At 64.1% G+C, this 13,493-nt stretch carries 10 protein-coding genes and 1 tRNA gene; 6 read left to right on the top strand and 5 right to left on the bottom strand.

Annotation, left to right across the window (positions count from 1 at the left end; all coding sequences use genetic code 11):
* Positions 1 to 86: 86 nt before the first annotated feature.
* Positions 87 to 839, top strand: a complete 753-nt coding sequence (locus ACP15W_RS01195) for a LuxR C-terminal-related transcriptional regulator (protein ID WP_424930999.1) — start codon at positions 87 to 89, stop codon at positions 837 to 839.
* A 15-nt stretch (positions 840 to 854) separates the two neighbouring features.
* On the opposite strand, the gene ACP15W_RS01190 is transcribed toward ACP15W_RS01195, so the two are convergent.
* From ACP15W_RS01190 to ACP15W_RS01175, 4 genes are all read right to left on the bottom strand, one after another.
* Positions 855 to 3,899 (bottom strand): efflux RND transporter permease subunit, encoded by a 3,045-nt coding sequence (locus ACP15W_RS01190; RefSeq protein WP_424930998.1) that lies wholly within the window; start codon positions 3,897 to 3,899, stop codon positions 855 to 857.
* A gap of 8 nt (positions 3,900 to 3,907) precedes the next feature.
* Positions 3,908 to 5,002 carry an efflux RND transporter periplasmic adaptor subunit gene (locus ACP15W_RS01185; RefSeq protein ID WP_424930997.1) on the bottom strand — a complete coding sequence of 365 codons (1,095 nt, stop codon included), beginning with the start codon at positions 5,000 to 5,002 and terminating at the stop codon, positions 3,908 to 3,910.
* A 281-nt stretch (positions 5,003 to 5,283) separates the two neighbouring features.
* Complete coding sequence (locus ACP15W_RS01180; RefSeq protein ID WP_424931592.1) at positions 5,284 to 6,252, bottom strand: DMT family transporter; 969 nt, start codon at positions 6,250 to 6,252, stop codon at positions 5,284 to 5,286.
* Positions 6,253 to 6,510: 258 nt separating this feature from the next.
* A tRNA-Ile gene (locus ACP15W_RS01175) sits at positions 6,511 to 6,586 on the bottom strand.
* 197 nt (positions 6,587 to 6,783) lie between these two features.
* Here ACP15W_RS01175 and purM point away from each other — a divergent pair.
* The 5 genes from purM (at position 6,784) to ureC (ending at position 11,956) form a co-directional block, all read left to right on the top strand.
* A complete protein-coding gene (gene purM, locus ACP15W_RS01170; protein WP_424930996.1) occupies positions 6,784 to 7,827 on the top strand; it encodes a phosphoribosylformylglycinamidine cyclo-ligase in 1,044 nt (347 codons plus the stop codon).
* Positions 7,827 to 8,456: a phosphoribosylglycinamide formyltransferase gene (purN, locus tag ACP15W_RS01165; protein ID WP_424931591.1), complete on the top strand. Its 630-nt coding sequence runs from the start codon at positions 7,827 to 7,829 to the stop codon at positions 8,454 to 8,456. The genes purM and purN overlap by 1 nt, the downstream gene beginning before the upstream one ends.
* 205 nt (positions 8,457 to 8,661) lie before the next feature.
* Positions 8,662 to 9,666: a patatin-like phospholipase family protein gene (locus ACP15W_RS01160; RefSeq protein ID WP_424930995.1), complete on the top strand. Its 1,005-nt coding sequence runs from the start codon at positions 8,662 to 8,664 to the stop codon at positions 9,664 to 9,666.
* A 79-nt stretch (positions 9,667 to 9,745) separates the two neighbouring features.
* A complete protein-coding gene (locus ACP15W_RS01155) occupies positions 9,746 to 10,126 on the top strand; it encodes a lysozyme inhibitor LprI family protein (RefSeq protein ID WP_424930994.1) in 381 nt (126 codons plus the stop codon).
* A gap of 117 nt (positions 10,127 to 10,243) precedes the next feature.
* Positions 10,244 to 11,956 (top strand): urease subunit alpha, encoded by a 1,713-nt coding sequence (gene ureC / locus ACP15W_RS01150; protein WP_424930993.1) that lies wholly within the window; start codon positions 10,244 to 10,246, stop codon positions 11,954 to 11,956.
* A gap of 537 nt (positions 11,957 to 12,493) precedes the next feature.
* Here the strand turns inward: ureC and ACP15W_RS01145 are convergent.
* The gene (locus ACP15W_RS01145; protein WP_424930992.1) at positions 12,494 to 13,468 is read right to left on the bottom strand and encodes a calcium/sodium antiporter; all 975 of its coding nucleotides are present in this window, start codon (positions 13,466 to 13,468) and stop codon (positions 12,494 to 12,496) included.
* Between the last annotated feature and the right edge of the window lie 25 nt (positions 13,469 to 13,493).

The following is a 13,493-nucleotide window of genomic DNA, read 5'->3' as shown; positions in this document are numbered from 1 at the left end:
CGCGATTCATCGAACAGCCAAGAAACGACTTGGTTTCCTTTCTCATGCAAATAGATTCATGAGTGGAACACGGAATCGCGAGTCCCATGCCCTTCAATACCTTGATCGACATTCTCGACGCGACCAAGCACAGCGAGAGCCCCGATGAGCGGTGGAACGCTTTCGCCGGGGCCTTCCGCAAGCTTGGCTCCCCGTTCCTGAACATGGGCGAAAAGGATCAAGTCACGGGCGAAACACTCCAGATCCGGTCCAATATGCGCAGTGACTGGATCAACCATTGGATGGATCGGGACTATATCCAGATTGACCCGCATGCCCCGCCTCAGGGCATCGCGCCGCGCGCACTTTCGAAGACGGTCTGGCGTGCATCCGATGCTCGGTGGACCATCGGAGAAAACGGACGGCTGCGCCGCAGCTACCATGCCGAGCATTCGGAGGCCGGCTATGATGCCTGTGTCGGCATTCCCTGCCCGGTCGGAACCTCCTCGCATGTCCGGTGCGTGATGATCGGCGCAGGTCGCGGAGAGGAAGACTTCATCGACAGCGAGACATTTCAGGCCATGCTCCTCGCCGCACCTCTCGTGGCGCTTAACGAATTTCCCTCGGAAGGGGCTCACGCAGATACGGTGCTCGACCGGCGATCGCATCTGAGCCCGCGCGAACATGATGTACTCTGCCTGCTCGCAAACGGATTTCTGAATGCACGGATCGCGGAGAAGCTCGGCATTTCGGAACACACGGTGCGGTCACACATGATCTCGGCCCGCACCAAGCTTGGCTGCGCGACCCGCGAACAGGCCCTCGCCGTGGCCATTGTCCGCGGGCTGATAACCCCCTGACGAGGATGCCTCCGGTCAGGTCTTTGCGTGCCGCATATGCCCCTCCGGGATCAGCAGACTGTAGAAAACCGGCGCCGCGATCAGCGTGAGGATCGATGCAAAGGCGAGCCCGCCCATGATCGTGACCGCCATGCTCTGGAAGAAGGCATCGCTCAGGAGCGGAATCATGCCAAGAATGGTGGTGGCCGCTGCAAGTAGGACCGGGCGAAGCCTGCTCGTGCAGGCGGTGACGATGGCCTCGGTATAATCGGACGCCTCCTTGCGGACGAGATCGATCTCCTCGACCAACACGATGCCGTTCTTGATCAGCATCCCCGAGAGGCTCAAGAGGCCGAGGAGCGCGGTGAAGCTGAACGGCAGGCCGGTGCCTAGAAGTCCGATGACCACGCCATTGACCGCCATCGGCACCAGAAGCCAGATCACCAGCGGCTGGCGCAATGCCCCGAAGAGGTAGATCGAGATGATCACCATGACCAGAAGGCTCAGGGGAAGCTGCCGGCCAAGGCTCGACTGGGCTTCGGTGGAGTTCTCGTACTCGCCGCCCCAGGCCATGGCATAGCCCACGGGAAGCTCCATGTCCTCGACAGTGTCGCGGATGGACGCATGGACCGTGGCAGCCGTGGGTCCGCCCGCAACGATGTCCGCACTGACGGTGAGGGTCGGCAGGCGGTCGCGCCGATGCACGCGCGTGTCCTGGATCTCGTATCGGAACCCGTCGGTCACCTGTTCCATCGACACGTAATCCTGGGCCGACGCCGAGAAGACCACGCGGTCGATTAGGCTCACGATGGGTCCGTGGTCCTCGCGGAACATGATCGGGATGAGCCTGTCATCCTCCCGGAAGACCCCGGTCTGGATGCCGTCGGTGGAGAAGGCGAAGGTCTGGGCGATATCCTCGCGGGTCACGCCGGCGGTCTGGGCGCGGTTGGTGGCGTAGATCGGGCGCAGGACAAGCTCGGGCTCGCGCCAGTCGGTGCGCAGGTGTCGGAGTTGGTCATTTGCGGCCTCCATCCGGTCCATGGCCTCCGCACCCAGTTCGCGCAGGACCAACGGATCGGGACCCGAGAAGCGGACCTCGATGGGCGCACCGCCGCCGGGGCCGAAGACCAGCCGCTCGGTGCGGAACCGGCCATCGGGCAGCATTTCGGTCCCATACGCGTCGAGTTCGCGGCGCAGCGGGGGGATCTGCTCGAGATTCTCCGTGCGGATGAGCAGAAGCGCATAGGTCGGGTCGGGCTGGACAGGTTCGTAGGTCAGCATGAAACGGCTCGCGCCCTGCCCTGTGATCGTCGTCACCGAGACCACCTCATCGCGGTCGGCCAGCCAATCCTCGATCACGCTCATGTCTTCGGCGGTCGCGTTGATGTCCGACCCCTGCGGCAGATTGTAGTGGACGAAGAACATGGGCGTGTTCGAATCCGGGAAGAACTGCTGCTTGATCAGGCCGAACCCCGCGAAACAGGCAACCGTGAGACCGACGAGACCGCCGACCACCAGCCATCGGTGATGAAGCGCACGTTTCAGGACCGTGCCATAGAACTGGAATGCCCGGCCGCCATAGGCATCGGCGCCTCCGATCCCCTGCCCGCGCCGGAAGAAGTAATGGGCCAGAAGCGGTGTCACGGTGATCGCGAGCACCCAACTTAGAAGGAGCGATATTCCGATCACCGCGAAGAGCGAGAACATGAACTCACCGGTGGCATCCGGGCTGAGACCGATGCCGGCGAACGCCATGATACCGATGACCGTTGCGCCCAGGAGCGGGAACTGGGTCTTGCTGCCCACATCCTCGGCGGCCTCGCGCGCCGAGCGGCCCTGGAGCATCTGCACCTGCATGCCCTCGGCCACCACGATGGCGTTGTCCACGAGCATGCCCATGGCGATGATGAGCGCGCCAAGCGAGATCCGTTCCATCTCGATGGAAAAGACCCCCATGAAGAAGAGCGTGCCCAGCACGGTCAGGAGCAGCGTCGAGCCGACGACCACCGCCGAGCGCCAGCCCATGAATACCGCCAGCACCGCGACCACAATTGTCACCGACTGCGCGAGGTTGGTCAGGAAGGTCGTGCTTGAGCGATCCACCACCACGTGCTGCTGGTAGATCGGGTGCAGTTCGATCCCGTAGGGAATCTCGGTGCGCAATTCATCGAGGCGCGCATCGACGCGGTTGCCGACCTCGACGATGTTCTCGGTCTGAAGCCCGGCAATTCCGATGCTGAAGGCCTCGATGCCGTTGAACCGGATGATCTGCGAGGGGTGTTCCACCCGTGTCCGTTCGACATTCGCGACGTCGTAGAGGTTGACCACCTCACCGTCGACACCAATGGTAAGCCCGGCGATCTCGCTCACGCTTTCGGAGCCGGTGGGCGCCTGGATGATCGTGCGCTCCCCGCTCCGGTCGAGATGGCCGCTGCTGTTGACGGAGTTGGAGGTGTTGATCGCGTTCATCACCGCATCGGGTGAGATGTTCTGGTGCACGGCGAGCGGCATGGAGGGATCGACATAGATCGCCTCCTCCGGCAGGCCCGCGACCTCCACGTCCGCGACGCCCTCCACCGCGCGCATCTCGCGCCGCAGGAAGGTTGCGATCTGGTGCTTCTCGGCATCCGAGAACCCCTCGGCCGTCACCGCGAAGAAGATGCCGTAGACATCCCCGAACGTGTCGTTGACCATCGGCTCCGAGACACCATCGGGCAGGCCCACGGCCGTATCGGAGATCTCGGCCCGCAGCTTCGACCAGATGTCGGGCAGCTCGCTGCCGTCATAGGTGTCCTGGATCTCGACCTCGATGATCGAGAGGCCGGGGCTGTTGGTCGAGGTGATGGTATCGACCTCGCCCAGGGTCTGGATGGCACTTTCGAGGGGCTCGGAAACCTCTTCGGCCACCTGCGCGGCGGAGGCACCGGGATATGTCGTGGTGACGATGGCCTGCTTGATGGTGAAGGCCGGATCTTCGAGACGGCCGATGGTGAAGAAGGCCCAGATCCCGCCAGCAAGACAGCCGAGGATCAGGAGCCACGTCAGAACGGACCGGTCGATGGAGGCGCGTGCGATACCCATGACGTGCCTCAGTTTCCGATGCGGGTGAAACGGCGAACGCGCTCGCCATCGCTTACGCGGTTTGCGCCGGCAACCACGATCTCCGTTCCGGCTTCGGGCCCGTCGATCATCACGACGTTGCCGTTCTCATCGGCCTCGATCTCGACCGGGATGCGGACGGCGCGACCTGTCCGGTCATCGCCCTCCGCCTGGCCTTCCTCCGGCTCGAACCCCATAACGTAGGTCTGCCGGTCCGGGCCGACCACGATGGCCTCGGGCGGGAGGACGATCTTGCTGTCGCCGGAATTGAGGCGGGCGGTCACGGTGATCGACGCGCCGGGAATGATGGACTCGTTGTTCAGTTCCGGCAACGAAAGGGTGACAGTGTAGGTCTGGCCGATGGCGGACGTCTCGGCCTGATATTCGCGGATCTCCACGGGGTAGCGCGCGCCCGTTTCGGGCAGATAGGCCGAAATCTCCAGATCGGCACCGCTGTCGGCGCTGCGGAACAGGACTTCGGGCACCTCGATCTCGATGCGCAGCTCCGACATGTCGTGCAGGCGGACAACCGGCGTTCCGGCCTCGATGGTGGTGTAATTGGCCACGAAGCGGCGGGCGACCAGCGCATCGAAGGGTGCCGTCAGAGTGGCATGCTGCAGATCCAGTTCGGCATTGCGCAACGACACGCGGGCAAGGTTGGCCGCGGTCTCGGCGTCGTCGATCGTGACCTGCGACACGGTGTCCGCGCCAAGCTGGCGCTGGCGTTCGAGAAACCGCTCGGCCTGTTCGAGCTCCAGCCGCGCCTGGCGGAGATTGAGCTCGAAGGGTTCGAGATCGAGCTTGGCAATCAGGTCGCCCTGAGAGAGCCGGCTGCCCTCCACCCCGATCAGCTCGTTGACCTGACCTCCCACCTGAAAGGCGAGATCGAGGGTCTGGCGCGCCACGACCTGGCCGAAGAATTCGCGCTCGCGCACGCTCTGAGTCGCGGTCAGCGGCTCGAGTTTGACCGCCCGGAGCACCCCATCATCCTGCGCCCGGCCCGGATTGGCGGCTGCGAGGCAGAGGAGGAGAATCAGCAGGAACTCAACAGGTCTTGCAAGAAAGCGATACATCGTTTTGACCAAACTCGTTTTTCCACCAGCATCGAGGAAGCGCACCCCGCGAGGGGGACGGCATCGCCGCGGACCCTAGGATATACTGCCGAAATATGAAACCAGTCAGTTTTCATAAGTTCGGCGCCTTGCTTCAGGGTGAGGCCCTCGCCGGGTCCGGGCCCCGCACGCCATCTGGTCTGCAAAGCCGGATCGTCCAGCCCCCTCGCGTGATTTGGGCGGAACAACCGCGCGGTCCGCTTGCTTGCCCTTCGCATTCTCACTGCCGTGAGCCAGATGTATGCCTCCGCGTGTCACGAATCCTTCTGCGAGGCATTGTTTCGCCAGATCCGTGCGAAGCTGCCGAACCGCGGCAGGGTGCCCTGCGCGAAACGCGCGCGTGTCGAGAGAACCGGCGCAGTGGTGCCGTATTTCCGGGTTTCGCGCATGACGATGTAGACGCCGCTCCCGATCACGATGCCCGCGCCGATGGCGGTGTTCAGCCCCGGGCGCTCCCCGAAGATCAATGCGCCGAAGAGCGTCGCCCATATGATCTGGGAGTATTGCATCGGCGCCACGACACCGGCCGCCGCATTCCGATAGGCTGCGAACTGCAGAAGCAGCGCGCAGATCGAGAGAAACGACATCAGGGCGAAACCGCCAATGTGCTGGATCTCGACCGGCTCGTAGATGAAGGCGAGGGCCGCGCCCATCACGAGGAAGTTCGCGACCATGGGATAGAGCATCAGAACGGCATTGCGCTCCTCCCGGCCCACCTTGCGAACCACGATGGAGGCGGTCGCGCCGCCAAATGCGCCGATGAGCGCGGCGGCATGACCCAGTTCGAGCTCGGTGGAACCCGGTTGCAGCACCACCATGACGCCGCCGAGCCCCACCAGAACCGCGAGGCCACGGTGCAGGCCGACCGGCTCGCGCAGGATGGGAATGGCCAGCAGTGTGATCAGCAGCGGCTGGGCGAAGAGGATCGCATAGGTCTGCGCAAGCGGCAGGGCCGAGAAGGCATAGAAGACGCAAACCGTCGAGATCACCTGCGCAGTGGTCCGCACGGCCGTCCAGAGCGGGTAGCGCGGGATGAGGTTTCCGTCCGTCGGGTCCCGCATCAGCATTACGGAGACGACGGGAAAACCGAACAGCACCGAGAAGAACACGATCTGGAACGGCGCGAACTCGGTGCCCAGAAGCTTCACCACCAGATCGTGGGTCGAGTAGACGGCGAAGGCGGCGAGCGAGAACATCGCGCCCCTCGCATTGGATCTGGGCATGGCTGTCATGAAACTTCCTGCGTTTTCCTGCATTCCGGGCACTGACTGCATGGTCTGGAGGTCGGGAACACCCCAGGATCCATGACGCAATCCCGCCCACCTCACACCGCGCGGACGCATTTCGCAAGCCATGGCGTGAAATTGCGGGAAAGTGGCCCGGCCGTGCGTGGATTCTCGGCACGGCGGATCCGCGCACCCCGAGCCAGGGGCCGAAGTGTCTCGACAGGATCAAAGCGCCGCCAGCCGATAAGGGTGATCTGGTAGGCCCGGAGGGATTTGAACCCCCAACCAAAGCGTTATGAGCGCTCTGCTCTAACCGTTGAGCTACAGGCCCGCCTGAGGCCATGCCTATGCAGGCCCGCGGGCCGGGTCAAGAGGTCAAGAGAGCCACGAATTGCCGCTTTGATGCCATGATCCGGGCAAACAGGTAGACAAAACCCGCTCCCCGGCCTGCCAAGCCTCGCGCGCGGCTTCCCATTCCCCGATCCATGGTCTAAAGCGCGCTCAAATCAGCGCCGGGAGCCCCAGCCCATGTCGGAGAAGAAAACCAGTCTGACCTACGCCGATGCGGGCGTGGATATCGATGCGGGCAATGCGCTCGTGGATCGGATCAAGCCCGCGGCCGCGGCCACCAGCCGTCCGGGTGTCATGTCGGGGCTCGGCGGGTTCGGCGCGATGTTCGATCTCAAGGCCGCAGGCTACAGCGATCCCATTCTCGTTTCGGCCACGGATGGCGTCGGCACCAAGCTCAAGATCGCCATCGATACCGGCGAACTCGGCACGGTGGGGATCGATCTCGTGGCGATGTGCGTGAACGACCTGATCTGTCAGGGCGCGGAACCGCTCTTCTTCCTCGACTATTTCGCCACCGGCAAGCTCGAGGTGGGTGCGGCAGCGCAGATCGTCGAGGGCATTGCCGAGGGCTGCGCGCAGGCCGGCGCCGCGCTCATCGGCGGCGAGACGGCGGAAATGCCGGGGCTTTATGCGGCGGGCGATTTCGATCTCGCGGGCTTTGCCGTGGGCGCCATGGAGCGCGGCGGGCACCTTCCGGCAGATGTGGCCGAGGGCGATGTGCTGCTGGGGCTCGCCTCCTCGGGCGTCCATTCCAACGGCTATTCGCTGGTGCGCCGGATCGTGGCGGAGAGCGGCCTCGACTGGAATGCGCCCTGCCCCTTCGGTGGTGGCTCGCTCGGCGCGGCACTGCTCGCTCCCACGAAGATCTACGCCAAACCCGCCATGGCCGCGATCAAGGCCGGGGGCGTGCGCGGGTTTGCCCATATCACCGGCGGCGGGCTGACCGAGAACCTGCCCCGCGTCTTCCCGGAAGGCATGGGCGCGGAGATCGATCTCGATGCCTGGGACCTGCCTCCGGTGTTCGGCTGGCTGCGGGACGTGGGCGGCGTGGATGACGCGGAAATGCTCAAGACCTTCAACTGCGGCATCGGGCTGGTCGCCATCGTCGCCCCGGACCGGGCGGACGCACTCGCCACCCTGCTCGCCGACGAGGGCGAAAGCGTTGCACGGATCGGCACTGTGACAAAGGGCGCGGGCATTGCCTACGCGGGGCAGCTGTGATCCGCAAACGCGTCGCGATCCTCATTTCGGGCGGCGGGTCGAACATGCTTGCTCTCGCGCGCGACATGGCCGACCGCAACCATCCGGGCCTCCCATGCGTCGTGGTCTCGAACCGGCCAGACGCGGGCGGCCTAGAGAAGGCGCGCGAAATGGGCATTGATGCACTGGCACTCGACCACCGCATCTTCAAGGGCGATCGCGCCGCATTCGAGGCGGAACTCACGCGCACGCTCGAGGAATACGGCACCGAGATCGTCTGCCTTGCGGGGTTCATGCGTATCCTGACGCCCGCCTTCATCGACCGCTGGGCCGGGCAGATGATCAATATCCACCCCTCGATCCTGCCGCTCTTTCCGGGATTGGAGACCCACAGACGCGCGATCGAGGCCGGCATGAGCGTGCATGGCTGCACGGTGCACGAAGTGACGGCCGATCTGGATTCCGGGCCGATCCTCGGACAGGCCGTGATCCCGATCGAACGCGGCGACACACCGGGAACTCTCGCGAGCCGTCTTTTGAAGATGGAACATCGGCTCTATCCGGCGGTGCTGCGGCGGTTCGCGGCCGGGGACCGGACGAAGGTGACTATCATGGGCGATGTTCAGGAACCCGGCCCCGGGCCAGGCTAGGACCTCCCGCTCCCCGGCGGGGGCAAAAGGCGACCGACCCAGGCGCACTCTACACGAAGATGAAATTTTTAAGGCAAATTTACTCGGATCACGACAAAATGCTCGACGGAGATGTTTCGATCTGATCTTTGACTACATCCATAGTAAGCTTCTTCACGGACCGGCCCGCCCTTAGAAGGCCGGACGAATAATTTGGGGAAACGCCATGGCGCAAGACATTCAGACCGCGCTCGTGTTCCAGGGCGGCGGTGCGGTCGGGGCCTATCATCTGGGGGTTTACAACTACCTCAGCAAGGCCGGCATCCGGCCCGATATCGTGACCGGCTCCTCCATCGGTGCGATCACGGCAGCAGTGCTGGTGGGCGCGCGCAGCGGCGACCCGGTTAGGGAACTGGGCGAGGTCTGGAAGGAATTTACCGTCGGCGGGCCGTTCCTCTCGGCGCAAGCCGGGCGCGCGATTTCCTCGGTGATGAACCTCGGCATGTATCGCCCGCGCTTCGACATATGGGCCGCGCCGACCTGGACCGCATTCCTGTCGAACGACCCCCTGCGCTCGACGCTGGTGCGGCACGTGGATTTCGACCGGCTCAACGAGAGCGAGATCGCCTTTGCAGCGTCCGCGGTGGACGTCGAAACCGGGAAGATCGATCGGTTCAGCAACCGCGGAAACGGTTATGTGTCGGTAGACGATATCGTGGCGAGCGGCAGCCTGCCGCCGAATTTCCCGATGACGGAGATCGACGGCAAGAGCTACTGGGATGGCGGGATGTTCGACCCCACGCCCCTGCAACCCGCCCTCGATCTCTTCGAAGCCGGAACGCACATCCGGCGCAGGCTCATCCTAGTGGCACCGGGTCAATGCGCGGGATCGATGCCGACGAATTTCAACGAGGTCTCGGAACGGATGATCGAGTTGCAGATCGCCAGCCGCGTCCAGACCGAGTTGCAGCGCCTGCGCCACCGCAATCGCCTGATCGAGGTCATCCAGGAGTTGGAACCGGAGGTCCAGCACCACTTCGCCCAGGCCTTTCCCGGTGCGCGTGGTCTCGATCCGGGCAGCTATGTGAACGACATCATCCATATCGGCAATACCGACCCGCGGATTGGCAGCGGAGTTTCGGATTTCTCGGCATCGGCCATTCAGCGCCGGATCGAGGCCGGATACCTGGACGCCAAAAGGGTGGTCGAGGAAATGGCGCTCGCGGGCTGAGCGGCAAGGCGCGCGGTTCACGTCATCCTAATCCCTGCGGGAGAGGATCGACCGACCGAGCCACCGGAAAGACCCTGCCATGCCTCTGCCGATCCGCCGACTTGCCGCCACAGCACTTCTCGCGACCCTTCTGCTGCAACCCGCAGAACCGGCACGAGCGGGCATTTGCGATGGGGCCGTGACCCAGCTCCAGATCAACGAGTGCTTCCACCAGAAATTCCTCAAGGCCGACCGAAAGCTCAACAAGGCCTGGCCAGGCGCGCAGCGCCGGGCGGAGCGGATGGGCACGGGTGCGGCCCTTCGGGACGCCCAGCGCAGATGGATCGCCTTCCGCGATGCCACCTGTTCCGCGGAAGCCGGCCCCTACCAGGGCGGTTCGATGCAGGCCTCGGTCTGGTCCGCCTGTCTCGAGCGGCTGACCAAAAGGCGTACAAAGGACCTCAGGAACTTCGGCCGATAACCCCGGCACTGCCGCTTGGCGCCCTCGGGGGCTTGACCCGGCGAGAGCCTGTGCAAAAGTGAGCGCGCCCGCGGCTCGCCGCGTCCGTTCCGCAGTCTTTCTTGAGGTCACCCGCCCATGCCCACGCCGATTTCCCGCGCCGCCTATGCCGACATGTATGGCCCCACCACCGGCGACCGGGTCCGGCTCGCGGATACCGACCTGATCATCGAGGTCGAGCGGGATCTCACCACTTACGGCGAGGAGGTGAAGTTCGGCGGCGGGAAGGTGATCCGCGACGGCATGGGGCAATCCCAGGTCACGCGCGAGGGCGGCGCGGTCGATACCGTCATCACCAATGCGCTGATCGTGGATTACACCGGCATCTACAAGGCCGATGTTGGTCTGAAGGACGGGCTGATCGTGGCGCTCGGCAAGGCCGGCAACCCGGACACACAGTCGGGCGTGGACATCATCGTCGGCCCCGGCACCGAGGTCATCGCGGGCGAGGGCAAGATCCTCACCGCAGGCGGGTTCGACGCGCACATCCATTTCATCTGTCCGCAGCAGATCGATGATGCTCTGCATTCCGGCATCACCACCATGCTCGGCGGTGGCACCGGGCCTGCTCATGGCACGCTCGCGACCACCTGCACGCCGGGGCCGTGGCATATCGGGCGGATGCTCCAGAGCCTCGACGCCTTCCCTATGAATTTCGGCCTGTCGGGCAAGGGAAACGCGTCCCAGCCGGCCGCCATTGTGGAGATGGTCAAGGGCGGGGCCTGTGCGCTCAAGCTCCACGAGGACTGGGGCACCACGCCGGCAGCCATCGACTGCTGCCTTACGGTGGCGGATGACATGGACGTGCAGGTGATGATCCACACCGACACGCTCAACGAGAGCGGCTTCGTGGAGAACACCGTCGCCGCCTTCAAGGGCCGGACGATCCACGCGTTCCATACGGAGGGCGCGGGCGGCGGGCATGCGCCCGATATCATCAAGGTCTGCGGCGAGGCGAATGTCATCCCCTCCTCCACCAACCCGACGCGGCCCTACACGGTCAACACGCTCGAAGAGCATCTCGACATGCTCATGGTCTGCCACCACCTCGACAAGGCAATCCCCGAGGACGTGGCCTTCGCCGAAAGCCGCATCCGCAAGGAGACCATCGCGGCGGAGGACATTCTGCACGACATGGGGGCGTTCTCGATCATCTCGTCGGACAGCCAGGCGATGGGCCGCATCGGTGAGGTGATCATCCGCACCTGGCAGACTGCCCACAAGATGAAGGTCCAGCGCGGCCGCCTGTCGGAGGAGACCGGCGAGAACGACAATGCGCGCGTGAAGCGCTACGTCGCGAAATACACCATCAACCCGGCGGTGGCGCATGGCATCTCGAAGCACATCGGCTCCGTGGAGGTGGGCAAGCGCGCCGATCTCGTGCTGTGGTCCCCGGCCTTCTTCGGGGTGAAGCCCGAGATGGTGCTGATGGGCGGCACGATCGTTGTCGCGCAGATGGGGGATCCCAACGCCTCGATCCCGACGCCGCAACCGGTCTACACGCGGGCGATGTTCGGAGCCTACGGCCGCTCGGTGGAGAATTCCGCCGTGCTCTTCGTCTCCGGCGCGGCGCAGGCTGATGGCATCGGCGCCTCGCTCGGGCTCGCAAAGCAGACGCTCGCAGTGGAGAACACCCGTGGCGGCATCGGCAAGGCGGCGATGAAGCTCAACGATTACTGCCCCGACATCGAGGTGGACCCGGAAACCTACGAGGTGCGCGCCGATGGCGAGTTGCTCACCTGCGAGCCTGCGGAAGTCCTCCCCATGGCGCAGCGCTATTTCATGTTTTGAATGTGGATGAGGCTGCCGATCTTGATGGCCGAGCAAATTCTTTTCTGGAAGCCGCATTCTGTCTCTGGGAGATTAACCCTCATCCGCGACGGAACTTTTGGGCGCCAACACTTCTGTGTCTCGCCCAATTTTACGAACTACGATGCAAGGTTGTCCTGCTAAGATCCGGCGCTGTGACGCGCGCTGAGCTGGGTAAGAATCGCAAGTATGGCCATGACATTTGGGCTATGTGGCAAATGCCCGAACTCCAAGAGACAAGACGCCGAGCGTATCTCGCCAATGAGCGAACATTGATCGACAACGACCTACAACAATTGTCGAACTTGCACACAAGGCAATCTGACTACGCTCTACGGTATCCAGTAGGTCCTACAAGAGTTTTTGTGCCGGACAGGCTGCTCGCGTTAGCAGAGGAGATTCGCCAGTACAAGGTAAATCCGATCAAAGGCGAAGTTGCCCGGCTGCGCCGCCGGGCTACGCCTCTCTTCACCTCACAGGGGCCCTGGGCCACTCGCTGTTCAGTTTCTCTTGACGGCCCTACAGCACCACGAGCGCCAGATACCCGACATAGCCCGCGAGCAGCACGCCGCCTTCCCAGCGGTCGAGCTTGCGTCCCGTGTAGGTGAACCAGATCACGAGCGCGGAAACCGCCACCATGAACAGGTTGTCGAAACGCACGATCTGGGCCGGCACGGCACCGGGGCTGACAAGCGCCGTCGCGCCACCGATCCCGAGAATGTTGTAGATGTTAGAGCCGACGATATTGCCGAAAGCCACATCCGTCTGACGGCGCAGGGCCGCCATAACCGAGGTCACAAGTTCGGGCAGCGAAGTCCCGATAGCCACGATGGTGAGGCCAATCAGCGTTTCCGAAACGCCGAAGATCCGCGCGAGCGAAACAGCGCCATCCACCAGAAGCGCTCCGCCCGCGACAACCGCCGCGATCCCGGCAATGGCCATGCCGAGCGGGAGCAGCAGCGAGCCGCCGGGCGCGGGACCGGGTGCGATCGCCGCCTCGGCCTCGCTCAACGCCTCGCCCTTGTCATGCACCGCACCAGGCTCGGCCCCTGCGCTTTCCTGCCGGAAGGCCAGATAGATGTAGCCCGCGAGTGCGAGCACGAAGGCGAGACCCACGATCCGCCCCATGGGCATGACGAACGCCAGAAGGGTGAAGATCGCGGCCACAGACAGCATGGCGAGGCCATCGCGCTTGAGCGCTCCTCGTGCCACTGCGATCGGGCAGATGATCGCCGTCACCCCCAGGATCAGCAGGATGTTGGCGATGTTGGAGCCGACGATGTTGCCATAGGCCACTCCGGGATAGCCGCCCAGCGCGGCCTGCACCGATGTAACGAGCTCGGGCGTCGAGGTGCCGAACCCGACCAGGGTCAGGCCGATGACGAGCGGGGAAACCCCGAACCGGGTTGCGACACCGACCGAGCCGCGCACGAGCAGCTCGCCGCCCAGCACCAGCAGCACGAAGCCACCGAGAAGTGACAGGGAAATTTCCATGGGCGCGAGGGCTCCGCAAGACAGA

Origin of the sequence: Amaricoccus macauensis, from assembly GCF_049800915.1 — a bacterium.
Lineage (GTDB): Bacteria > Pseudomonadota > Alphaproteobacteria > Rhodobacterales > Rhodobacteraceae > Amaricoccus > Amaricoccus macauensis_A.
Note: the sequence above shows the minus strand (reverse complement) of the source record. Positions and strands in the feature narration are given on the sequence as shown.